This window comes from Streptomyces sp. AN091965, from assembly GCF_022698285.1.
Lineage (GTDB): Bacteria > Actinomycetota > Actinomycetes > Streptomycetales > Streptomycetaceae > Streptomyces.
Genome location: NZ_JALDMY010000001.1, coordinates 7126762 through 7149685, shown reverse-complemented (window position 1 = coordinate 7149685; position 22924 = coordinate 7126762). Strand labels below are relative to the sequence as shown.

Annotated in this window: 21 protein-coding genes; 8 read left to right on the top strand and 13 right to left on the bottom strand. The window is 74.7% G+C overall.

What is annotated here, in order from left to right:
• Nucleotides 1–15 precede the first annotated feature (15 nt).
• A complete protein-coding gene (locus MQV74_RS30545; protein WP_242724881.1) occupies nucleotides 16–435 on the top strand; it encodes an ATP-binding protein in 420 nt (139 codons plus the stop codon).
• A 164-nt stretch (nucleotides 436–599) separates the two neighbouring features.
• Here MQV74_RS30545 and argF read toward each other — a convergent pair whose 3' ends face one another.
• The 7 genes from argF to MQV74_RS30510 all read right to left on the bottom strand — a co-directional run bounded on the left by argF (nucleotide 600) and on the right by MQV74_RS30510 (nucleotide 9915).
• Nucleotides 600–1637 (bottom strand): ornithine carbamoyltransferase, encoded by a 1038-nt coding sequence (gene argF, locus MQV74_RS30540; RefSeq protein ID WP_242724879.1) that lies wholly within the window; start codon nucleotides 1635–1637, stop codon nucleotides 600–602.
• Between the two features lie 146 nt (nucleotides 1638–1783).
• The gene (locus tag MQV74_RS30535) at nucleotides 1784–3013 is read right to left on the bottom strand and encodes an arginine deiminase (protein WP_242724871.1); all 1230 of its coding nucleotides are present in this window, start codon (nucleotides 3011–3013) and stop codon (nucleotides 1784–1786) included.
• Nucleotides 3014–3181: 168 nt separating this feature from the next.
• Nucleotides 3182–5707: a polynucleotide kinase-phosphatase gene (locus tag MQV74_RS30530; protein ID WP_242724862.1), complete on the bottom strand. Its 2526-nt coding sequence runs from the start codon at nucleotides 5705–5707 to the stop codon at nucleotides 3182–3184.
• Nucleotides 5704–7191 (bottom strand): 3' terminal RNA ribose 2'-O-methyltransferase Hen1, encoded by a 1488-nt coding sequence (locus MQV74_RS30525; RefSeq protein ID WP_242724845.1) that lies wholly within the window; start codon nucleotides 7189–7191, stop codon nucleotides 5704–5706. The genes MQV74_RS30530 and MQV74_RS30525 overlap by 4 nt, the downstream gene beginning before the upstream one ends.
• A gap of 224 nt (nucleotides 7192–7415) precedes the next feature.
• Nucleotides 7416–8339, bottom strand: coding sequence for an RNA polymerase sigma-70 factor (locus MQV74_RS30520; RefSeq protein ID WP_242724843.1), 924 nt, complete (start codon nucleotides 8337–8339; stop codon nucleotides 7416–7418).
• 62 nt (nucleotides 8340–8401) lie between these two features.
• Entirely contained in the window at nucleotides 8402–8875 is a 474-nt protein-coding gene (locus MQV74_RS30515; protein ID WP_242724841.1) for a carboxymuconolactone decarboxylase family protein, read from the bottom strand.
• A 116-nt stretch (nucleotides 8876–8991) separates the two neighbouring features.
• A complete protein-coding gene (locus MQV74_RS30510; RefSeq protein WP_242724839.1) occupies nucleotides 8992–9915 on the bottom strand; it encodes an LLM class F420-dependent oxidoreductase in 924 nt (307 codons plus the stop codon).
• A 265-nt stretch (nucleotides 9916–10180) separates the two neighbouring features.
• On the opposite strand from MQV74_RS30510, the gene MQV74_RS30505 reads away from it, so the two are divergent.
• A complete protein-coding gene (locus MQV74_RS30505; RefSeq protein WP_242724837.1) occupies nucleotides 10181–10399 on the top strand; it encodes a hypothetical protein in 219 nt (72 codons plus the stop codon).
• Between the two features lie 106 nt (nucleotides 10400–10505).
• Here the strand turns inward: MQV74_RS30505 and MQV74_RS30500 are convergent, their stop codons facing one another.
• From MQV74_RS30500 to MQV74_RS30485, 4 genes are all read right to left on the bottom strand, one after another.
• Nucleotides 10506–11006, bottom strand: a complete 501-nt coding sequence (locus MQV74_RS30500; RefSeq protein WP_242724835.1) for a DUF6099 family protein — start codon at nucleotides 11004–11006, stop codon at nucleotides 10506–10508.
• 339 nt (nucleotides 11007–11345) lie between these two features.
• Nucleotides 11346–11669, bottom strand: coding sequence for a nucleotide pyrophosphohydrolase (locus MQV74_RS30495; protein ID WP_242724833.1), 324 nt, complete (start codon nucleotides 11667–11669; stop codon nucleotides 11346–11348).
• A gap of 13 nt (nucleotides 11670–11682) precedes the next feature.
• Nucleotides 11683–12882 carry an ATP-binding protein gene (locus MQV74_RS30490; RefSeq protein ID WP_242724831.1) on the bottom strand — a complete coding sequence of 400 codons (1200 nt, stop codon included), beginning with the start codon at nucleotides 12880–12882 and terminating at the stop codon, nucleotides 11683–11685.
• A 141-nt stretch (nucleotides 12883–13023) separates the two neighbouring features.
• Nucleotides 13024–13404 (bottom strand): cell division protein SepF, encoded by a 381-nt coding sequence (locus MQV74_RS30485; RefSeq protein ID WP_030682464.1) that lies wholly within the window; start codon nucleotides 13402–13404, stop codon nucleotides 13024–13026.
• Between the two features lie 187 nt (nucleotides 13405–13591).
• Here MQV74_RS30485 and MQV74_RS30480 point away from each other — a divergent pair, with 187 nt between their 5' ends.
• The 6 genes from MQV74_RS30480 to MQV74_RS30455 all read left to right on the top strand — a co-directional run bounded on the left by MQV74_RS30480 (nucleotide 13592) and on the right by MQV74_RS30455 (nucleotide 19039).
• A complete protein-coding gene (locus tag MQV74_RS30480) occupies nucleotides 13592–13813 on the top strand; it encodes a hypothetical protein (RefSeq protein WP_138962272.1) in 222 nt (73 codons plus the stop codon).
• Nucleotides 13813–16095: a heavy metal translocating P-type ATPase gene (locus MQV74_RS30475; RefSeq protein ID WP_242724829.1), complete on the top strand. Its 2283-nt coding sequence runs from the start codon at nucleotides 13813–13815 to the stop codon at nucleotides 16093–16095. The genes MQV74_RS30480 and MQV74_RS30475 overlap by 1 nt, the downstream gene beginning before the upstream one ends.
• On the top strand, nucleotides 16092–16586 hold the full coding sequence (locus MQV74_RS30470) for a copper chaperone PCu(A)C (protein WP_242724827.1): 495 nt from the start codon (nucleotides 16092–16094) through the stop codon (nucleotides 16584–16586). Before MQV74_RS30475 ends, MQV74_RS30470 begins: the two co-directional genes overlap by 4 nt.
• A gap of 145 nt (nucleotides 16587–16731) precedes the next feature.
• A complete protein-coding gene (locus MQV74_RS30465) occupies nucleotides 16732–17397 on the top strand; it encodes an ABC transporter ATP-binding protein (RefSeq protein ID WP_242724825.1) in 666 nt (221 codons plus the stop codon).
• The gene (locus tag MQV74_RS30460) at nucleotides 17394–18281 is read left to right on the top strand and encodes a metal ABC transporter permease (RefSeq protein WP_242724824.1); all 888 of its coding nucleotides are present in this window, start codon (nucleotides 17394–17396) and stop codon (nucleotides 18279–18281) included. Before MQV74_RS30465 ends, MQV74_RS30460 begins: the two co-directional genes overlap by 4 nt.
• Nucleotides 18218–19039 carry a metal ABC transporter solute-binding protein, Zn/Mn family gene (locus MQV74_RS30455; protein WP_242724822.1) on the top strand — a complete coding sequence of 274 codons (822 nt, stop codon included), beginning with the start codon at nucleotides 18218–18220 and terminating at the stop codon, nucleotides 19037–19039. Before MQV74_RS30460 ends, MQV74_RS30455 begins: the two co-directional genes overlap by 64 nt.
• Nucleotides 19040–19130: 91 nt before the next feature.
• On the opposite strand, the gene MQV74_RS30450 is transcribed toward MQV74_RS30455, so the two are convergent.
• Together MQV74_RS30450 and MQV74_RS30445 are read right to left on the bottom strand one after the other, a co-directional pair.
• Nucleotides 19131–20786: a class I adenylate-forming enzyme family protein gene (locus MQV74_RS30450; protein WP_242724820.1), complete on the bottom strand. Its 1656-nt coding sequence runs from the start codon at nucleotides 20784–20786 to the stop codon at nucleotides 19131–19133.
• A 245-nt stretch (nucleotides 20787–21031) separates the two neighbouring features.
• Nucleotides 21032–22861, bottom strand: coding sequence for a CoA transferase (locus tag MQV74_RS30445; protein ID WP_242724818.1), 1830 nt, complete (start codon nucleotides 22859–22861; stop codon nucleotides 21032–21034).
• Between the last annotated feature and the right edge of the window lie 63 nt (nucleotides 22862–22924).

Here is a 22924-nt window from a genome sequence, read left to right as displayed (position 1 = left end):
CGAACGGACCCGCACTTGCCCGAGCCGCACTCCCCCGCAAGCTGGCGCATCGCGCTGCCGCACACGGTGGCCGCCGTGCCGATCGCGCGCGCCCTGGTCCGCACGGCGCTCATCGACATCGGCTCCACGGCGGACACGGACACGGCCGAACTGCTCACCGCGGAGCTGGTGGCCAACGCGGTCGAGCACGCGCCGGGGCACGCGCCGATAGAGCTGCTCATTGAGCTGCTGCCGACGCAGTGCCAGGTGGAGGTGCGGGACTCCAACCCCACGCCGCCCGGCGATCTCTCCGATCCCGTCCCCGGCTGCGAGGTCGACCCCTGGCAGGAGCACGGCCGGGGCCTCCTGCTGATCCGCACCCTCAGCACGGCCTGCGGCCACCGGCCGACCGCCTCGGGCAAGGCGGTGTGGTTCACCTTGACGGCGACTCCCTAGCGGGGCTCCCCAAGCCCGCCCCTTCCCGATCCGGGGGCTGCCACCCCCGCGCCCCCGCTCTTGTCGGCGCTTCGCGCCTCGTCCTCAAACGCCGGACGGGCTGAAAGTCTCCGCTGCGGCACCAGCAAGCCCGTCCGGCGTTCGAGGACGAGGCCGCAGGCCGATTACGCCGTCTCCGCCGGGCCCCCGCCCGTCAGCGTGGCGACCAGGACCGCCTTGATCGTGTGGAGGCGGTTCTCCGACTCGTCGAAGACGACCGAGTGGGAGGACTCGAAGACCTCGTCGCTGACCTCCAGCCAGCTCAGCCCGTGCTTCTCGCACAGCGCCCGCCCCAGCGTCGTCTCCAGGTCGTGGAAGGCCGGAAGGCAGTGCAGGAACCGCACGTCCGCGTTGCCGGTCGCGTGCAGGACGTCCATCGTCACGGCGTACGGCGCGAGGTCCCGGATGCGCTCGTCCCAGACCTCCGCGGGCTCCCCCATGGACAGCCAGACGTCGGTGGCGACGAAGTCCGCGCCCGCGACGCCCTCGGCGACCTCCTCGGTGAGCGTGATCCGGGCACCGCTGGCCTCGGCGAGGCCCCGCGCCCGGGCGACCACGTGCTCGGCGGGCCAGTAGGCCCGGGGCGCCACGATCCGTACGTCCATGCCGAGCAGGGCGCCGGTGATCAGATAGGAGTTGCCCATGTTGAAGCGGGCGTCACCGAGGTAGGCGTACGCGATCCGCTCCAGGGGCCCGGCGCAGTGCTCGGTCATCGTGAGGACGTCGGCGAGCATCTGCGTGGGGTGCCAGTCGTCGGTCAGGCCGTTGTAGACGGGCACGCCCGCGTGGGCGGCGAGCGTCTCGGCCGTCGCCTGGGCGTCGCCCCGGTACTGGATCGCGTCGAACATCCGGCCGAGGACGCGGGCGGTGTCCTTCGCGGACTCCTTCTGCCCGATGTGCGAGGCCGAGGGGTCCATGTACGTCGTGGCCGCGCCCTGGTCGGCGGCGGCCACCTCGAAGGCGCAGCGGGTGCGCGTCGAGGCCTTCTCGAAGACCAGGGCGATGTTCTTGCCGCTCAGCCGCCGCTGCTCGCGCCCCTCCCGCTTGGCGGCCTTCAGCTCCGCGGCCAGGGCGAGCAGACCTCGGAACTCCTCGGCGGTGAAGTCCACCTCCTTGAGGAAGTGGCGGCCGGTGAGGTCGAGGCTGGTCGGACCGTTCGCCATGGGGGCGCTCCTGGGGTGCGAATACGTGATACTGGAAGTCTATACGACCGACCACAAATGTATGCACCCCCCCTTTTTCTTGGGAGTCCCCTCAGACCTTGGGGCCCCCGTTCGAGGTCACCCCGTCGGCTCCCGGCCCGACCCGCTCAGCCGCCGACCGGGTCGCGCTCCACCGGGCAGCTCATGCAGCGCGGCCCGCCCCGGCCCCGGCCCAGCTCACTGCCGGGGATCTCTATCACCTCGATGCCCTGCTTGCGCAGATACGTGTTGGTCGTCGCGTTCCGCTCGTACGCGACGACGACGCCCGGCTCGACCGCGAGGACGTTGCAGCCGTCGTCCCACTGCTCGCGCTCGGCCGCGTGCACGTCCTGCGTGGCGGTCAGGACCCGGATGCGGTCCAGGCCGAGGGCCGCCGCGATCGCCCGGTGCATGTGCTCCGGCGGGTGGTCGGTGACCTTCAGCTCGCGCTCGTCGACACCCGGCTCGATGGTGTACGAGCGCAGCATGCCGAGGCCCGCGTACTGCGTGAACGTGTCTCCGTCGACCATCGTCATGACCGTGTCCAGGTGCATGAAGGCCCGGCGCTTGGGCATGTCGAGCGCCACGATCGTGCGCGCGGAGCCCGCCGCGAACAGCTTGTGCGCGAGCATCTCGACGGCCTGCGGCTTGGTGCGCTCGCTCATGCCGATGAGCACCGCGCCGTTGCCGATCACCAGGACGTCGCCGCCCTCGATGGTGGAGGGGTAGTCGGCCTGCCCCTGCGACCAGACGTTGCCGACCTGGCCGTGGAAGAGCGGGTGGTGCTGGTAGATCGCCTCGAAGTGGACGGTCTCGCGCTGCCGCGCGGGCCAGCGCATCGCGTTGATCGACACGCCGTCGTAGATCCACGCGGAGGTGTCGCGCGTGAACAGGTGGTTGGGCAGCGGGCCGAGCAGGAAGTCGTCCAGGTCCATGCAGTGGAAGCGCACGGACGTGGGCTCCGGGTGCCGCTCCAGGTACTCACGCTTCGTCATGCCGCCGACCAGGGCCTCCGCCAGCTCCCCCGACGGCAGCGCCTCGAAGGCGGCGCGCAGGTGGTCGGTGGCGAGCGGGCCGTACTCCTTCTCGTCGAAGACGCGGTCCAGGACGAGCTGCCGGGCCGCGGGCACGTTCAGCACCTCGGTGAGCAGGTCACCGAAGAGATGGACCGTCACCCCCCGGTCGCGCAGTACGTCGGCGAAGCCGTCGTGCTCCTGTCTTGCCCGCCGCACCCACAGGACGTCGTCGAAGAGCAACGCGTCCTTGTTGGTGGGGGTCAGGCGCTTCAGCTCCAGGTCCGGGCGGTGCAGGATGACGCGGCGCAGCCGCCCGGCCTCGGAGTCGACGTGGAATCCCATGTCCCCATCCTCACCTCTCGACGGCCGGGACACGCGTCGAAGGCGCCCAGAACACGTCCAGAACACGTCACAACGCGCCGCGTTGCCGGTGCCCCCCGGGTCGCCCGCCGGGTGTCCCGCAGGGCGTCCTGCCCGGCGGGACACCGGTGTCGTGCGAACCGCGGCAGGTCACAGACGCGGATCCACCGGTTCCGATTCCAGCGCGAGCACCGCGAACACCGCCTCGTGGACCCGCCACAGCGGCTCGCCCTCCGCGAGCCGGTCGAGGGCCTCCAGGCCGAGCGCGTACTCCCGGATCGCGAGCGAGCGCTTGTGGCCGAGGACCCGGCCGCGCAGCTTCGCCAGGTTCTCCGGGCGCGTGTACTCCGGCCCGTAGATGATCCGCAGGTACTCCCGGCCCCGGCACTTGATGCCCGGCTGGACCAGACGGCCCCTGCCGTCGCGGACCAGGGCGCCGACCGGCTTGACGACCATGCCCTCGCCGCCGCGCCCGGTCATCTCCAGCCACCAGTCGACGCCCGCGCGCACCGACTCCTCGTCGCCCGTGTCCACGTACAGGCGGCGCGTGGTGCGCAGCAGGCCCGAGCCGTCGTGCTCCACCACGCGGTCGATCAGGGCCAGTTGCTCGTCGTGCGGCAGCGCGGCCAGGCTCCGGCCCTGGACGGCGAGGATCTGGAACGGCGCCAGGTGCACGCCGTCGAGCCCGTCGGTCGGCCAGCAGTAGCGGCGGTAGGCGTCGGTGAACGCGGCCGCGTCCGCCGCCCGTTCGCGCTGGGCGTCGAGCAGGTCGCCGACGTCGACGCCGCGCCCGACGGCCGCCTCCAGGGCGTTCAGGGCGTCCGGGAAGGCCGCCCCTGACGCGGCGCCCACGGCGGCGTACTGGGTGCGCAGCAGGCCCGTGGCCTTCAGCGACCAGGGCAGCAGCTCGGCGTCGAGCAGCAGCCAGTCGGTGTCGAGCTCCGCCCACAGACCGGCCGCGCCCACGGCGGCCCGCAGCCGGTCGAGGACCTCCTCGGTCATCGCCGGGTCGTCGAAAAAGGGGCGGCCGGTGCGGGTGTAGAGCGAGCCCGTGGGCCCGTCCACGCCGAACCGCTCGCGCGCGGCCGCCGCGTCCTTGCAGACCAGGACCACGGCACGGGAGCCCATGTGCTTCTCCTCGCACACCACCCGCGCGACCCCGTCCGCCGCGTACTGCGCGAACGCCTCGGCGGGGTGCTCCAAGTAGCCCTCGCGCTGCGAGGTCGCCGTGGGCGCCATGGTCGGCGGCAGATACGGCACCAGGCGCGGGTCGGCCGCGAAGCGGCTCATGACCTCCAGGGCCGCCGCGGCGTTCTCCTCGCGCACGGTCACCCGTCCGGCGTTGCGGGTCTCCACGGCCCGGCGGCCGTGCACGTCGCCGAGGTCGAGGGGCCGCCCGTCGTGTCCGCCGGGCGCGTCGGTGCGCAGCGGCCGCGCCGGTTCGTACCAGACCTTCTCGGCCGGTACGTCGACCAGTTCGCGCTCGGGCCAGCGCAGGGAGGTGAGCTTGCCGCCGAAGACCGCGCCGGTGTCCAGGCAGATGGTGTTGTTCAGCCAGGTCGCCGTCGGCACCGGCGTGTGGCCGTACACGACGGCCGCCCGGCCGCGGTACTCCTCGGCCCACGGGTAGCGCACGGGCAGCCCGAACTCGTCGGTCTCGCCCGTCGTGTCGCCGTACAGCGCGTGCGAGCGGACCCGGCCCGAGGTGCGGCCGTGGTACTTCTCGGGCAGCCCGGCGTGGCAGACGACGAGCCCGCCGCCGTCCAGGACGTAGTGGCTGACGAGCCCGTCCACGAACTCCCGCACCCGGGCGCGGAACTCCTCGCTCTCGCCGTCCAGCTGCGCGATCGTCTCCGCGAGGCCGTGCGTGTGCTGGACCTTGCGGCCCTTGAGGTGGCGGCCGAGCTTGTTCTCGTGGTTGCCGGGCACGCACAGGGCGCTGCCCGCGGCGACCATGCCCATGACCCGGCGCAGGACGCCCGGCGTGTCGGGGCCGCGGTCGACGAGGTCGCCGACGAAGACGGCCGTGCGGCCCTCGGGGTGGACGCCGTCGACGTATCCGAGCCGGGTCAGCAGGGACTCCAGCTCGCTCGCGCAGCCGTGCACGTCGCCGACGATGTCGAACGGGCCGGTGAGGTGGGTGAGGTCGTTGAAGCGCTTCTCGGTGACGACCTCGGCCGAATCGACCTCCTCGACGCCCCTGAGGACGTGCACCTTGCGGAAGCCCTCGCGCTCCAGGTGCCGCAGCGAGCGCTTGAGTTCGCGGGTGTGCCGCTGGATGACGCGGCGCGGCATGTCGGCGCGGTCGGTCCGGGAGGCGTTGCGCGCGGCGCAGACCTCCTCGGGCACGTCGAGCACGATGGCGATGGGCAGCACGTCGTGCCGTCTGGCCAGCTCGACCAGCTGCTTGCGGCTCTCGCTCTGCACGCTCGTGGCGTCGACGACGGTGCGGCGGCCCGCGGCGAGGCGCTTGCCCGCGATGTAGTGCAGCACGTCGAAGGCGTCGCGGCTCGCGCTCTGGTCGTTCTCGTCGTCGGCGACGAGACCGCGGCAGAAGTCCGACGAAAGCACCTCGGTCGGCTTGAAGTGCCGCCGCGCGAACGTCGACTTGCCGGAGCCCGAGGCGCCGACGAGCACGACGAGGGAGAGGTCGGTGACGGGCAGGGTCCTGGTCATGCCGCCACCTCCTTGACGCGGTCGCCGCCGTGGCCCGCGGGCTGCTCGCCCCGCGTGAACACCGCCATCTGCGTGGGCGGACCCACCTCGGGGTCGTCCGGCCCGACGGGCGCGAACGCGACCTCGTAGCCGTGCTGCCCGGCGACGGACTCCGCCCACCGCCGGAACTCGGCGCGGGTCCACTCGAAGCGGTGGTCGCCGTGGCGGACGTGGCCCGCCGGGAGGGATTCCCAGCGCACGTTGTACTCCACGTTCGGCGTGGTCACCAGGACGGTGCGGGGGCGGGCCGCGCCGAACACCGCGTACTCCAGGGCGGGCAGCCGCTCCACGTCGACGTGCTCGACGACCTCGCTGAGCACGGCGGCGTCGTACCCCTTCAGACGCTTGTCCGTGTACGCCAGGGAGCCCTGGAACAGTTCCACGCGCTCGGCCTGGCGCTCGCCCATGCGCTCCAGCTTCAGCCGCCGCGCCGCCACGGTGAGCGCGCGCATCGACACGTCGACGCCCACGACCTTGGTGAACCGCACGTCCTTGAGCAGGGCCTGCACCAGCTGGCCCTGCCCGCAGCCGAGGTCGAGCACCCGGGCCGCGCCCGCGGCCTGAAGGGCCGCGAGGATCGCCTCGCGGCGCCGCACGGCGAGGGGCACCGGCTGCTCCTCGGTGTCGACGTCCTCGTTCACTGCGTTGTCGATCTCCGTGACGTCGCTGTCGTCCGCGTCGGCGAGCCGCACCAGCTCCAGGCGCTCCATCGCCTCGCGCGTGAGCGACCAGCGGCGGGACAGATAGCGGCTGGTGATCACCTTCTGCTCCGGGTGCTCCGCGAGCCAGCCCTCACCGGCGCGCAGGAGCTTGTCGACCTCGTCGGCCGAGACCCAGTAGTGCTTGGCGTCGTCGAGCACCGGAAGCAGCACGTACAGGTGGCGCAGTGCCTCGCTCAGCGTGAGCGTGCCGTCCGGCGCGTCGAGGACGAGGCGCACGTACCGCGAGTCGCCCCACTGCGGGAAGCGCTCGTCCAGCGGCACCGGCTCGGCGCGCACCGTCCAGCCCAGCGGCTCGAACAGGGCGCGCACCAGGCCGGGCCCGCCGCGCGCGGGCAGCGCGGGCACCTCCGCGCGCAGCGGCAGCGGCTGCTCCGCGCGCTCGGGCAGGGCCTTGCACACACCGCGCAGGGCGCTGGAGAACACCGTGCTGAGCGCGACGGCGAGCAGCGACGAGGCGGCGTAGGGACGGTCGTTCACGTACTGCCCGAGGGCCGCGTCCGGGGCGCCGCCGCGGCCCTTGCCCCGCCGTACGAGCGCCAGCGGATCCACCTCGAGCAGCAGCGCCGCCGTGCAGCGCTCGTCGCTCGCCTCGGGGTAGAAGACGTGCGCGCGTCCGTAGGACGTGGAGAACGCCTGCGCCTTGCCGGGATGCTTGTGCAGCAGGAACCCGAGGTCGGTCGCGGGACGTTCGGGGCTGCCGGTCGTGCTGATCGTCAGGAACACGGTGGGTCTGCCTTGGTATGCGGCTCGGATCGGACGGGCGCGCGTGGGCGATCACGGCTGGGTCCTTCCCCGGCCCTCGTGTCCGTGCGTGTGCGCCGTCCGCGGTCAGCTCGCCGGTACGGCGCCCTCCCCCGGCGCGTCCGCCCAAACGTACCTCGAACAGTGCGAACGCACCCGGGCATTTCCATGCGGCTGCTCCCGGCCCGGGGTGCGCGGGCCCCGGGTCAGCCCCGCCCGCTGCGGACCCGCTTGACCTCGCGGTCGACGGCCCAGGCGTCGCCGACCGGGCCGATGTGGCCGAGCTTGTCGGGGTTGACCACCGAGCGGATGGTCTGGATCCGCCCGTCGAGCACGTCGAGGGACAGGGTGTGGAGGACCTTGCCGTCGCGGTCGCGGACGACGGCGCCGGGCTGGCCGTTGATCTCGTGCGGCTCGCACGTCACGTCGATCCTGATCAGCCAGGGGAAGACCGTGCCGAGCAGCCGGGCCACGTTCTCCGCGCCCACGACGGCCCGGGCGAGCTGCGGGGCCTTGCCGCCGCCGTCCCCGACGAGCTGGACGTCGGCGGCGAGCAGGTCCTGCAGGCCGCCCACGTCACCGTCCTTCAGCGCGTCGAAGAACCGCGTCGCGAGCTCCTGCCGCTCCGCGCGGTCCGCCTCGAACCGCGGCCGTCCGGCCTCCATGTGCTTGCGGGCCCGCACCAGCAGCTGCCGGCACGCGGCCTCGGAGCGGCCCACCGCGGCGGCGACCTCGTCGTACCCGAAGCCGAAGACCTCCCGCAGCAGAAAGACCGCCCGCTCCAGCGGGCTGAGCCGCTCCAGGAGCAGCAGCGCCGCCATCGACACCGAGTCGGCCAGCTCCACCGCCCGCGCCGGGTCCTGATACGGGTCGCTGAGCAGCGGCTCGGGGAACCACGGGCCCACGTACGCCTCGCGCCGCACCCGCGCGGAGCGCAGCACGTCGATGGCGATCCGGGTCACCGTGGTGGACAGGAACGCCTTGGCCGAAACGGGCTGGGTCGGCGAGGCGTCGAAGCGCAGCCACGCCTCCTGCACCGCGTCCTCCGCCTCGCTCACGCTGCCCAGGATCCGGTAGGCGATCGAGAACAGCAGCGACCGCAGCTCCTCGAATTCCTCGACCTTGCTCACGCCGACTTCCCTCCCCCGGCCCGGGGTCCGCCGCCGGGCCCCGGGCATGGTGCTGTTGGTGCTCAGTGGAACTGCCCGGGGACGTAGTCGCCCGCGGGCTGCTGGGCGATGATATTCAGCCGGTTGGCCATGTTCATGAAGGAGATGTGCAGGGCGAGGACGGTGAGCTGCTCCTCGTCGTAGTGCTCGGCGGCGCGCGCCCACACCGCGTCACCGATCCCGCCGGCCCCGTCCGCGACCCGGGTCGCCTCCTCGGCGAACTCCAGGGCGGCGCGCTCGGCCTCGGTGAAGACCGTGGCCTCCCGCCACGCCGCGACCAGGTGCAGGCGCACCGCGCTCTCTCCGGCCGCGGCGGCCTCCTTGGTGTGCATGTCGAGGCAGGCGGCGCAGCCGTTGATCTGGCTGACGCGCAGCGCCACCAGTTCCTGCGTCGCGGCGGGCAGCGGCGACTCCTTGAGCATCCTGCCCGCCGACATCACGTGCTTGAGCGCCTTCCCGGCGGTCGGGCTGCCGAAGTAGTTCAGTCGCGCGTCCATGGTGTGCTCCTTGGTGGTGGTCCGTGCCTACACCCCCTGGGACGAGGTGGCCCGGACCCCTGTGACATGGACGGATGTGACCTGGGTCTCCCGGCCGCCGGGCGCGGCCGCCGGGGCTACGACAGCTGCGACTGGACCTGCGAGGAGATCAGCTCCAGGTGGTCGAGGTCGGACAGGTCCAGGCACTGGAGGTAGATCCGGCTCGCGCCGATCTCCGCGTACCGGCCGATCTTGTCGACGACCTCGGCCGGGGAGCCCGCGAGGCCGTTGGCCTTGAGCTCCTCGACCTCGCGGCCGATGACGGCGGCACGCCGGGCGACCTCCGCGTCGTCCTTGCCGACGCAGGCCACCAGGGCGCTGGAGTACACCAGGTCGCCGCCCTTGCGCCCGGCCTGCTCGGCGGCCTCGCGCACGCGCGTGAACTGGCGCTCGCTGTCCTGCACGGAGGCGAAGGGGATGTTGAACTCGTCGGCGTGGCGCGCGGCCAGGCGCGGGGTGCGCACGGCACCGTGGCCGCCGATGAGGACCGGCACCCTGCCCTGCGCGGGCTTGGGCAGCGCGGGCGAGTCGGTCAGCTGGTAGTACGAGCCGTCGTAGGAGAACGTCCGGCCCACGGGCGTGTCCCACAGGCCCGTCACGATCGCCAGCTGCTCCTCCAGACGGGCGAACCTCTCCTTGGGGAAGGGGATGCCGTACGCCTTGTGCTCCTCCTCGAACCAGCCTGCGCCCAGGCCCAGTTCGATCCGGCCGCCCGACATCTGGTCGACCTGCGCGACCTGGACGGCGAGCACGCCGGGCAGCCGGAAGGTGCCCGCGGTCATCAGCGTGCCGAGCCGGATGCGCTTCGTCTCGCGGGCGAGCCCGGCGAGCGTGATCCAGGCGTCGGTGGGCCCCGGCAGGCCGTCGCCCGAGCCCATCTTCAGATAGTGGTCGGACCGGAAGAAGGCGTCGAAGCCGAGGTCCTCGGTGGCCTTGGCGACGGTGAGGAGGGTGTCATAGGTGGCCCCCTGCTGGGGCTCCGTGAAGATGCGCAGATCCATGTCTCCATCCTGCACGCTCGAACGCCCGTCAACCTCGTCTGTCCCACCGGTCCCCACCGGCACCGGTCGGGTGAAAGTCCGTCAACCCGGCGGCCGGGGCGGGTCCGTGCCAGTGACTCCCCCGAGCCGGAGATCGTTGGCTCGGGCGGAGCCGGGCCGCCCGGCACCCGCGCCGGCGGCCACCGTCGGCGCGTCCGCCGCATGAACTGCCTCGTCGGGCCGGGACGCTTCCGCCCCGCGCGGGGCGCGGGCCGAGGAGGCCGTGATGTCCCAGGAAGCCGTGCCCGAGCAGGCGCGCGACCACGTCGTGCCAGAGCAGCAACGCGCCCTGCCCCCGGCCGGGCCGCAGGGCGCGCCCAAGGGCCTGCTGCAACAGATGGAAGAGTTGATGGCAGCGCTCAACGCGGATCTGACGCAACTGGACGCCGACCTTCAGCAGTCCACCCGGCCGCCCGCGCAGGAGGGTGACCAGCCCCGCGCCTGACCTCGCGGGCACAGACCCGCGCCCCCTCGGGGGCGCTTCCCCCGAAGACCGGCGGCCCGTACATCCAGCGCTCTGTGTGCGGGCCGTCCGGCCGGGCCGGAGGGCGTCAGCCCTCAAGGACCGTGCCGGTGCACTTCTCGCAGTCGCTCTCGTCCGACAGGGTCCGCTCGCGGGCGGCCAGTCTGCGGAGCATCTCCACCACGCGGTCCCTGGACTCGTCGGCCGCGTCGATCGACTCCATGCACTGCCAGTAAAGGCCCTCGTCCTCGGCGCCCATCGCCACCGAGACGAGGGCGATCCCGGCCTCGGCGAGCAGGGCGCCGAGGCCGAGCAGGGTGTCGTGGGCGTCCCCTATCTCCGTCAGGCCCGCCGCCCGTATCTCCTCCGCCTGGGAGCGGGGCGGGTCCAGGAGGCCGCAGCCCCGGCCGCTCAGCTCGCTCAGGCCCAGCGCCTCGCCCCGTAACTCCGGCGGGCCCGCGACGGCGAGGCGGTGTCCTATCGCCTGGGCCAGAGCCTGGGACTGCCACACCTCCGCCACGATGGCCGCGGGCTCCTGACTCCGCGCCAAGGCGCATCTCGTCGCCTCGATGAGCCTCATCGCATCCATGCGCCGTCCCCATTCATCCCGCGCCCACTCGCGGCACGTACACCAGAACTCCCTTGTTCACTACCCACAGTGAGCGCCTTCCGTTCGAAAAGCCAGAGGAAGCCTGAAATCTGTGGACAAAAATCTGAGTGTGGACAAGGCATCCACTCCGGAGAGTGACGAAGAGGTGTCTTTGACCCTCTTTCCGGCTGTCCAACGGGTGGTGACAGCGGCGGACTTACGGGGTTGCTGGGCCCAGCGGATCGTCTGACGCCGGGCGCCCGCGGCCGTCGGGGCGTACGCGGGGCGCCCCGCGAGGGGTGCGCCGCGGGGGGCCCGGGGCGTGCGCCGGGCGGCGCCTCAGGGCGCCGGGAACCGCTGCTCGTTCCGCTCGATCTTCGCCGCGAGCGCGTCGAGCGGGTCGACGCCGAGCACCGCGCAGAACTGGAGGAGGTAGGCGAGCACGTCCGCGACCTCGTCCGTGACGCGGTGGGCGGAGTCGGCGTCCTCCATGACGCGGGCCGACTCCTCCGGCGTCAGCCACTGGAAGATCTCCACGAGTTCGGAGGCCTCGACGCTGAGCGCGGCGGCCAGGTTCTTGGGCGTGTGGTACTGCTCCCAGTTCCGCGCGGCGGCGAACTCGGCCAGCCGGTGCTGCAGTCCCGCGATGTCTTGATCGGTCACGGGCCCCAGTCAACTACATCCCGTGACAGCGCGTCCGTCCGAGGTTCACCACGGTGACGCCGTCGGCCGCCGCGGCCCAGGTGGCGTCCGCGACGGCCCCGATCAGGCGGATGTGCCCGCGCCCGCACGCACGGGCCGCGAGGTCCGCGAGGGCCCGCTTCTGCCGCTGGTCCAGGCAGCGGTCGAAGCCGTCGGCGAGGACGGTCAGGCTCTGGTACGCCTCCGGGACCTCCGCGACCGGGTCGACCTCCAGGACCCGGGGGCCGGTGAGCAGCACGAGCGCGAGCGCCAGATAGCGCAGTTCGCCGTCGCCGAGCCGCCCCACGCACGTCCGCACCCCGTCACCGCGGTCCAGGACGGCACGCAGGGCGCCGTCGCCCGCCTGCTCGGCGAGGACGTCGGCGACCGGCCCCGCGCACCCGGCGCGCAGCGCGGCGACGAGCTGGGCGTGCCGGTTGCCGCACTCGGCGCGGGTGCGCCACAGGACCTCGGCGAGGTTGTCGCAGCCGCCGAGCAGCCGGCCCGCGCCCGCGAGCCCCCCGGCCCCCACCGCCACCGGCTCGCGCATCCGGGCGGGGCGCGGGTCGCAGGCGAACACCGACCGCAGCGCGACGACGACCTGCTCGGCGGCGGCCAGCACGAGCCGCTGCCCGTCGGTCTTGCCCGCGACGCGCAGCGGAAGCAGGGCCGTGCCGAGCCGGTCGTCGGGCAGCGGCGCGCGGGTGACCGGCGCGGCGCCCGCCGTGTGCCAGGAGGCCTGTACGGCGCGGCGGCCGGGGTCGCGCAGGGCGGTCTCCAGGAGGGTGAGCCCGTCGCGGGTCAGGCGCTCGCCCGCGATGCGCAGCTCCGGCTCGGCCTGCACGGCGACGTCGAGGCGGACGGGGCCCGCGGGGCCGTCGACGGTGCAGCCGATGCGGAAGCCGCGGCGGGCCTGGCCGTCGGCGCGGGCCCGCTCGGGCACGCAGCGGGCGGGCTGCGGGAACACGTCGACGAGTTCGGCGCCCGAGCCGAGCAGCGCGAGCGCCTCGTACGCGCGCAGTGCGCTGCTCTTGCCGCTGCCGCTCGGCCCCGAGAAGAGCGTGAGCGGGCCGAGCGGGAACGCGGCGGCCCGGTGCCCGGCGAAGGCGGAGAGCCGCAGTTCGGTGACGCGCGGCTTGTCCCGGGCCAGGGCCGCTGGATCCTGCGCGAACGTCCGGCGGGAGTGCACAGTCATGCACGGAAGCTAGGCCGAAGTGGATCAGGCGAACCGTTTTGCCCGGCCGACCTTCGCCCGATCGGGCGATCACCACCCAACGGGCCGTGTGAGCTGGGCGGTTGGGCTACGGGACACGCGCGGGACCCGCCGGGGGCCCGGTCAGACGGTGGCCGCCTCCACCAGGCCCTGCACCTCGGTGTCGGGCGGCGAGAGCAGGAAGACGTTCTTCTCCACCCGGTGCATGCCGCAGCCGAGGCCGAAGACGACGCCGCTGCTGAAGTCGAGGACCCGCTTGGCGGTCTCGGTCTCGGCGCCGCTGAGGTCGAGGAGGACGGGGATCTGCGCCATCAGGTTCTCGGCGACCTCGCGGGCGTCGGAGAAGACGTTGACGCGGGTGACGACGAAGCGCCGCCGGGTCTCGGTCTCGGCGTCGGGCAGCGAGCGGTGCCCCGGCCACGACGGCCATTCGTTGCGGCCGCGCAGCGGCACGACCTGGGCGAGCCCCTCCCACTGTTCGTCGGTGGCTTCGTTGCTGGTCACAGAGCAACCCCGTCCTGGCTCGTCCTCAACGTCTGTACCAGGCAATTCTTACGCCACTTCACCCGGTTGGCCCAATTGCGACACGAGGAGGACACCTCGGCGGGAACTTCTGCGCCCGCGCGCCCGACCACCTGCCCGGCGCCGGGTGTCCCCTGCCCGCGCCACCGCCTCAGTCTCGGGAGCGCCGATGCCCAGTCCGTCCAGACCGTCCGGTTCACCCCCGCCGCGCGCCTGGCGGCCGCCGCCCGCCCTGCTCGGGTTCCTCGCGCTGCTCGCCGTCGTCTTCGTCGTCGCGTACCAAGTCGGCGACTCCGTGGGACCGGTGGCGCCGGGCATGCGGTCCTCGACGTCCGACGGGGACGGCGGCTCCGGGGGCGGCCACGGCGGCGGGCACGGAGGGCACGGCTGATGGACACCGCCACCGGTACGGCCCCCGCCCCCGAGGTGACGACCACCGACCTGGTCGTCGGCGGCATGACCTGTGCCGCGTGCGTGAACCGCGTCGAGAAGCGGCTCGGCAAGCTCGACGGGGTCAGTGCGAGCGTCAACCTCGCCACCGGGCGCGCCCAGGTGACGCACCCGGCGGACACCACCGCGCAGGAGCTCGTCGCGGTCGTCGTACGGGCGGGCTACACGGCCGAGGTGCCCGCGCCGCCCGCGCCCGAGCGGGCGGCGGGCGGGGCCGCCGAGGACGACGGCGCGCGGGCCGAGCGCACCAGGCTGCTCGTCACCGCGCTGCTCTCGCTGCCGGTGCTCGCCCTGTCGATGGTGCCCGCCTGGCAGTTCCGCAACTGGCAGTGGCTGTGCTTCGTCCTCGCGGCGCCGGTGGCGGTGTGGGGCGCCTGGCCCTTCCACCGGCGGGCGCTGCGGGGCCTCAGGCACGGGGCGGCCACCATGGACACCCTGGTGTCGCTCGGCGTCGCCGCGTCCTTCTCCTGGTCGGCGTACGCGCTGTTCCTCGGCGGGGCGGGCGAGCCGGGCATGCGGATGCCCTTCGCGTTCCTGCCGTCCGCCGGGGGCGGGGCCGCGCATCTGTATCTGGAGGCGGCGGTCGGGGTGCCGCTCTCGGTGCTCGCCGGGCGGTTCTTGGAGGCACGGGCCCGCCACGGCACGGGCGCGGCGGTGCGCTCGCTCGCCGAACTCGCCGCCAAGGACGTGGCGGTGCGCGGCCCGGACGGCACCGAGCGGCGGGTGCACGTCGGGCTGCTGCGGGTGGGCCAGGAGTTCACCGTGCGGCCCGGCGAGCGCGTCGCCACCGACGGCGTGGTGGTCTCGGGTGCGTCCGCGCTCGACGTGTCGCTCGTCACCGGCGAGAGCGAACCGGTGGAGGCCGCCGCCGGGCAGGCCGTCGTCGGCGGCGCGGTCAACGCGGGCGGGCTGCTCGTCGTCCGGGCCACCGCGGTCGGCGCGGACACCCAACTGGCGCGGATCACGAAGATGGTGACGGAGGCCCAGACCGGCAAGGCCCGCGCCCAGCGCCTCGCGGACGCCGCGGCGGGCGTGTTCGTGCCCGTGGTCCTGACGCTCGCGGTCACCGTGCTCGGCTTCTGGCTGGGCGCAGGGGCCGACCCGCAGGCCGCCGTGACCGCGGCCGTGGCGGCGCTCGTCGTCGCCTGCCCCTGCGCGCTCGGCCTCGCCACGCCCACCGCGCTGCTCGCCGCCACCGGGCGCGGCGCCCAGCTCGGCGTCCTCGTCAGCGGGCCGCGGGCCCTGGAGACGCTGCGGCACGTCGACACCGTCGTCCTGGACAAGACCGGCACGCTCACCACTGGGAACATGACCGTCGCGCGCGTCACCGCCGTGCCCGGCGGCCTCGGCGAGAACGCGGTGGTGCGGCTCGCCGGGGCCGTGGAGCAGGGCTCGGAGCACCCACTGGGCCGCGCCCTGGTGACGTACGCACAGGAGCACCTGGAGGACGGGGCGTTGCCGCCGGTCGAAGGGTTCCTGGCGACGCCCGGCACCGGTGTCGGCGGTGTGGTGGAGGGCCACCGCGTGGAGGTGTGCGTGCCGGGCGACGGGCTGCCGGAGGAGCTGGCCGCCGCGCTCGCCGAGGCGGAGGAGGCCGCCCGCACCGCCGTCCTCGTCCGCGTGGACGGCGTCGACGAGGCGGTCGTCGCCGTCGGCGACGTGCTGCGGCCCGGCAGCTACCGCGCCGTGGACCGGCTGCGGCGCCTCGGCGTCGAACCGGTGCTCGCCACCGGCGACCGGGCGGCGACCGCGCACGCCGTGGCCGCCGAGCTCGGCATCACCGAGGTGCACGCGCGCTGCACGCCCGAGGAGAAGGCCGCGCTCGTGGGCCGGCTGCGCGCCGAGGGCCGCCGCGTCGCGGTGCTCGGCGACGGCGTGAACGACGCCGCCGCGCTCGCCCGCGCCGACCTGGGCATCGCCATGGGCTGCGGCACCGACGCGGCGATCGGCGCGGCCGACGTGACGCTCGCGGGCGGCGACGTCGGCGCGGCCGCCGTGGCCGTCCGGCTCGCCCGGCGCACCCTGGCCACGATCCGCGCCAACCTCGTCTGGGCGTTCGGCTACAACGCGCTCGCCGTGCCGCTGGCCGCGGTGGGCCGCCTCGGCCCGATGACGGCGGCCGTCGCCATGTCCGCGAGCTCCCTGCTCGTGGTCGCCAACAGCCTGCGCCTGCGGACGTGGGAGCCGGTGCCGCGCGCGGCCCGGGGAAGGAACCGTCGATGAGCTCCCCGTACGCACGGCTGCGCCCCGGCCTGCTCGCCGCGCTCGCGCCGGTCCTCGCCGCCGCGCTGACCCTGGGCGGGCTCACGGCCTGGGTCGCGGCCGGTGCCGCGGGCGGGCCCGCGCGGATCTCGGTGACGGACGGGCGGGTGTTCCTGACCTACGGCAGCGTCGCGGAGACCGCCGCGTTCTTCCGGATCACCAACTCCGGCGAGTCCGACGACGTACTGGAGTCCGTGCGCTCGTCCGCCGCCGGCGACGTGATGCTCAGCCGGACCGTGGAGCGGCCGGGCCGCAACGTCGAGTCGATGCGGATGGTCGAGTCGGCGACCGTGCCCGCGGGCAGGCGGATCACCATGAAGCCCGACGGGCTCGACGTGATGCTCCGCCCGAAGCAGGCCCTGCGGCTCGGCGCCGAGGTGCCGTTCGTCCTCCGGTTCCGGCACAGCGGCGAGGTGCGGGTGACGGCCCTGGTGGTGCGGCCCGGCAGCTGAGGCCGCGCGCAGGGCGCGACCGGGCCGGGACGTGCGTACGGTCACGACGTCCTTCGGGGCGCACGGGAACTCCGCGCGCCCGCCGTCCGACTACTGCCGCACACGGCGTGAGCCGAGGCGGCGGAAGGAAGGCGCGTGAGGGCCGATGGGCGGGCTTGAGGTACAGCTGCGCGACGTGACCTGCGGGCACGGGCGCGTCGTCGCCGTGGACGGCGTGGACCTGGAGGTCGCGGCGGGCGAGCGCGTGGCCCTGACCGGGACGAACGGCTCCGGAAAGTCCACGCTGCTGCGGGCCGTGCTCGGGCTGCACCGGCAGACCAGCGGCACGGTTCTCGTGGGTGGGCGCGGCACCCGCTCGGCCGCCGACCGGGCCTGGCGGCGGCGCGCCTGCGCGTGGGTGCCGCAGAAGCCCGCGACGGGCCGCTTCCCGCTGCTCGCGGGCGAGTTGCTGGACTCCAGCGGCGCCCCGGGCCCGGCGGCGGACGCGGCGGAGGACCTGGGCATCGGAGGGCTGCGCCGCAAGCCGCTGCACACCCTGTCCGGCGGCCAGCTCCAGCGGACCTATCTGGCGCGCGCGGTGGGCTGTGTCGCCGCCGGTGCCGGGGTGCTGCTCGCGGACGAGCCCACCGCCGCCCTGGACTTCGCGGGCCAGGAGGAGGCCGCCGGGCTGCTCACCGCGCTGCCCGTCACGCTCCTGGTCGTCACGCACGACCGGACGCTCGCCGCGCGGTGCGACCGCGTCCTGGACATGGCGGCGGGCCGCCTGCGCGAGGTCCCGCCGACCGATGCCGTGAGGGGGGCGGCCGGATGACCCTCGCCACCGCCGACCTCGGCCTCATGCTCCAGCTCGTGCCGGTGCAGCGCGCCGCCTTCGCGCTGCTGCTCGCCGCCGTGGGCCTGCCGATCGTCGGCGTCGTGATCGTCGGGCTCGACATCATGCCGGTGCGGTTCGCGATGATGCACGTCGCGCTGCTCGGCATCGCGGTCGGGCTGCTCACGGGGCTCGACCCGATGCTGTGCGCCCTGGTGGCCTGCGCGCTCGCGGGCGCGGGCGTGGCGCCCCTGGCCCGCACCCCGGACGGCCTGTCGGGCGCGATGGGCCTGCTGATGAGCATGGCCATCGCGGCCGCGCTGCTCGTCCTGTCGGTGGCCGGGGTCAACGCCTCCGGCGCGTTCGCGCTGCTTTGGGGGTCGATCCTGTCGGTCACCACCGCCGACATCGTCGTCGTCGCGGTGCTCGCCGTCGCCGTACCGGCGCTGTTCTTCTGGCGGCGGCGCGACCTCGCGCTGCTGCTGTACGACCGTGAGCTGGCGCAGTGCTCCGGGGTGCCCGTCGGCGGGCTCACCGTGGTGCTGCTCGTCCTGGTCGCCGTCGCGGTGGGCGGGGCGATCAAGCTGACCGGCGCGCTGCTCGTCGACGCGCTCACGCTGCTTCCCGCGCTCGCCGCGCGCCGCCTCGGCAACCGGCTCACCACGATCGCGCTGTGGGCCGTGGCCATCGGCGTCGTCGTGAACACCACGGGCTTCCTGCTCGCCCTGTGGCTGGACTGGCCCCCCGGGCCCGTCCTCGTCCTGCTGGCGGGGGCCGTCGTCCTCGCCGTCCACCTCATCCCCGAACGGAGCATCACCTCATGGCGCGCACCGGCGTCCGCATCCCCCAGCACCTCTCCCGCACGGCCGGGGCCGTGGCACTGAGCGCCGCCCTCGCCCTCACGGCCACCGCCTGCGCCGACGAGAACCAGCCGAAGAAGACCGACGCGGGCGAGGGCGGCGGGCCCGTGGTCGTCGCCACCACCACCTGGGAGGGCGCGTTCGCCAAGGCCGCCGGGGCCAAGGACGTCACCGTCCTGGTGCCGCCGTCCACGCACCACGCGCCGGACTACGACCCCAAGCCCTCCGACCTCGCGGCCGTCGCCAAGGCCGACTTCGTGCTGTACGCGCCCTTCGAGCCGTACGCCGACAAGATCAAGGAGGCGGCGGGTTCGAAGGCCGAGCTCGTCCAGGTCGACCTCGACAACGACGCGGGCAAGGCCACCGGCGAGGTGACGCGGCTCGGCGGGCTCTTCGGCACCGAGGTGTCCGCGAAGAAGTGGAAGACCTCCTTCGAGCGTGAGTACGCGAAGCTGTCCGCGGACCTCAAGTCGGCCTGGCCCGGCGGCAAGGCGCCCACCGCGGTCAGCCAGGTCTTCACCACCTGGTCGGCGCGGATGGCGGGCGCCCGCACCGTCGGCACGTACGGCCCCGAGCCCGTGAAGGCCTCCCAGGTCGCCGAGCTGGCCGCGAAGAAGCCCGCGCTGGTGCTCGACAACGCGCACATGTCGACCGGCACGGTCCTGCCCGGCTCCGGCGCCGAGCAGCTGAAGATCGTCAACTACCCCGGGGACGACCTGGACCTGCTGCCGGTGTACCGGAATGCGGCGGCTCAGCTGAAGAAGGCGCTGCGGGCGGAGTAGCACGCGCAGCACGAGGGCCCCGCCGGTCAGGAACCGGCGGGGCCCTTCTGCTGCTGCTTCTGCGTCTTCTGCGTCTTCTGCGTCTTCTGCGTCAGGAACCGGCAACCGCTCGCTCCCGCAGGCCCTTCCGGTCCGGCTTGCCCGCCGGGGTCAGCGGCAACTCCGTGACGAGCAGCAGTCGTTCGGGGTGCTTGACCCGGTCGAGGCCCCGCCCCGCGAGGTGCTCGCCGAGCGCGTCGAGGGTCAGGGGCGCCCCGTCCTGCCCGCCGGAGACGGGCACCACGCAGGCCGCGAGCCGCTCCCCCATGACCGGGTCGGGGACGCCGACGCACACCACGTCCCGGATCAGCGGATGGGCGCTCAGCTCGCGCTCCACCTCGGCCGGGCTGATGTTGGCGCCGCCGCGGATCACCACGTCCTTGAGGCGGCCGACGACGTGCAGCACGCCGCCGTCGTCGATCAGGCCGAGGTCGCCGGTGCGGACCCAGCCGTCGGGCGTGCGGTAGCGGGCGTCGAGCTCGGGGGCGCCGACGTAGCACAGCGGGGTCATCGGGCCGCGCGCCACGATCTCGCCGACGGCGCCGTCCGGCACCGGCTCGTGGGTGGCGGGGTCGGCGACGCGGATGTCGGCGACGCGAGGGTCGGGCCGCCCCGCCACGACGCCGTGCTCCCGGGCGGAGCCCTCCTCGTACCCCTCAAGGCCCGTGTGGCAGTTGACGCCGTCGGCGGAGCCGTAGAGGTTCACGACGGGGCAGCCGAAGGCCTCCCGCGCGGCGGCCGCCGTGGTGGCGTCCAGCGGGGAGCCGCCGAGCACGAGCGCGGTGGGCGGCGGCAGCGTCCCGCCGTCGGCCGCGAGCCGGTCCAGGATCATCCGCGCCATGGTCGGTACGCCGAGGACGTGCGTGGGCTCGTGCTCCCGGATCGCGGCGATCGCGGCCTCGGGCGTGAAGTGGTCGAGCAGGACGAGCGTGCCGCCGTGCCGGGCGAGGGCGACGGCCGTGCCGTTGGAGCCGAACGCCGAGGCCAGCGGCACCAGGAAGAGGCAGCGCGGCGGGGTCGCCCCGGCGGGCATGAGCGAGGCGAAGAAGTTGCCCCGGCCGCCCGCCAGGGCGTTGTGCGAGTACGCGACCATCTTCGGCTCGGCCTCGGATCCGGAGGAGACCAGGATGCGGGCGGGGCCGTCCGGGTCGGGCCGCGCGGCCACGAAGTCCTTCGGGTCGGAGCGCAGCAACTCCCTCAGGGCGAGCGCACCTTCGGGCTGCGGGCCCCGGCCCGCCGCGACGACGTGGCGCAGCGCGGGCAGGGCGGCCCGCGCCTCGGCGAGCGCCCGCGCCGGGTGCGCGCCCCGGTGCTCCGCCGCCGCGACCACCGCGACGGCCTCCGCGCGGCGCAGCAGGCTCGTAGCCTCCGCCGCGCCCCGGCCGACGGGGAAGGGCAGCGCGACGGCGCCGAGGGCGGCGAGGGCGAGGTCGGTGACGACCGCGTCGCGCCCGTTGGACAGCTGGACGCCGACGACGTCGCCCTGGCCTATGCCGAGCTCTCTGAGCCCGACGGCCAGACATCGGACCTTGCGGTCCAGGGCGGTGTAACAGAGCTTGCCCTTGCCGTCGACGACGGCCGCGCGATGCAGATCACTGACCTGCCGCGCCCGGAACAGGCTGTACAGGTCGAGGTCGGGACAGACCCCCTCCACCGCCCAGCTCCTGCGGAGGGCGACGGGGAGGAGGTCGTGGAGGGCGGGGGGCATGGGGGCTCCTTGGGGTGGGGTGAAGGGTGAGGGGCCCTCGCGGGGCGCCCCGGGCCCGCCCCTTCCCGATCCAGGGGCTGCCGCCCCCGTGCCCCCGCTCTTTCGGCGCTCCGCGCCTCGTCCTCAAACGCCGGACGGGCTGAAAGATCCAGCCCCTCCGGCGTGTGAGGAGCGGGGGTCTGGGGGCGGAGCCCCCAGGAATCGGGAAGGGGCGGGTCAGGGGCGCACCCGCGAGGGAACGGGCGTCAGCCGAAGGTCCACGGGTCCGGCACCACGGGCGCCCCGTACGCGTCGCGCCCGAGTGCCCCCGGCAGGAGCGCCCCCGGCCCGGGGGCGACCACGGCGGCCCCCAGCCCGTGCGAAGAGAGCAACCGCACCGCGTCGACCGCGGCCAGACCGCCCAGGTCGTACGCGCCGACGGCACCGGCACACCCGTCCGCGGGAGCCACCCACCCGTCAGTGGTCCGCAGGGGCCGCCGGAACCCGGCGGGGCGGCGCGCGCCCCGCGCGAGGGCGGGCCCGACCAGCATGTCGGCGGCCCCGAGCAGCGAGGAGTCGACCCGCACGCCCCGCCCCCCGGCCCGCTCCCGCAGCAGCAGCCCCGCGAGCACGGCCTCCGCCCCGAGCAGCCCGCCGAGGACGTCGAGGAGCGTCATCAGGGAGGGCGCGGGCGGCTCGTCGGCGGGCCGCACGGCCTCGCCGACGCCGGTGCGCGCCTGGACCATGAAGTCCGTGCCCATGGGCGCGCCCTCGATCCGGCCCGCCCAGCCGCTCGTGTACGCGTACACGAGGCCGGGGTTGACCCGCGCGAGGTCGTCCGCGTCCAGGGCGAGCTGCGCGGCCTTGCCCGGCGCCCAGTTGTGCAGGAAGACGTCCGCGTCGGCGACGAGGTCGCGCAGCCTGCGGCGGCCGGAGGGGGACTTGATGTCGGCCTCCACGGCGTCCTTGCCGCGGTTGAGGGCGAGCCAGCGCGCGGAGACGCCGCCGCACGCGGGCGGCATGCCGCGCAGCGGGTCACCGCCCGGCGGCTCGATCCGTACGACGTCGGCCCCGAGCAGCCGCAGCAGGTGCGCGGCCAGCGGGGCCTGGATGCGGCGCCCCGCCTCCAGGACGGTGATCCCGGCCAAGGGCCGGTCGGCGGTGGGGACCTGACGGCGCGCCACAAGCCTGCCCGGGCCGTACGGCGTGAGCGTCCACGGCGGCGCGTGGTCGTGCTCGGCGGCGCGCTCGGCGAGCGTGCGCAGCGCGCACACCTCGGCTCCGGACGCGGCGGCGGCCGCCTGGATCCGGCTCCAGGCGGCGCCGCGCACGGTGGTGTGCAGGGCCTCGGGGAAGGGCGCGCAGGCGGTGGCGTACCGGAACTGGAAGGGGCGCCAGCCCGAGCGCAGCGCGTCGGCGGGCGCGCCGAGGGCCCGCCAGAACGCGGCCCAGGCGCCGGGGTCCAGGGTCTCCAGCTCGAAGACCACGCCGTCGGCGGAGGTGAACGGCGGCCCGCCCGGTGCGAGCGGCGCCGCCTCGCCCTCGTCGGCCCCGGCCGCAGCGACGTACTGCGAGACGGCGAGCAGGCCCGCGCGCACCGCGCTCGTCGTCACCCGGCCCGCGGACCCGCCGCGGGCCTCCGCGACGAGCCCGGCGAGCAGGCCCTGCACGGCGAGGACGCCCGCGGCGGTCGCGGTGTAGTCGACGCCGAGGCCGCGCGGGGAGCCGTCGCGGCGCCCGTGCACGGACATGACACCGGTGACGGCCTGGGCGGTGGCCTCGTCGTGGACGGCGCCGAGGCCGGGCCCGGGGCCACCGGGAGCGACGTCCGCGGGCGCGGCCACGGCGTCGCGCGCCGGGCCCATCGGGTCCGTCCACAGCACCTCCGCCGCCTGCGGCCCGAAGCCCCCGCCGCCGAGCACCGCGCGTCCGCTGCCGCCCGCGTCGGCCTGCCGGGCCGTGTGCGCGCCGAGCAGCCGCAGGTGCGCCTCGACGACACCGGTCAGCTCGGGCGGCCCGCCGATGTCGCAGCGCAACGCGTCGAGGGGCCGCGCCCCGGCCCGTGCGGTGAGGTCTTGTGACGCTGCCTGGGTCATGTCCGTCGTGTCTCCTCTTCCGGTGCGGCGGCCGCCGCACCGGGGCCGCCGCGAAGGCGGGAA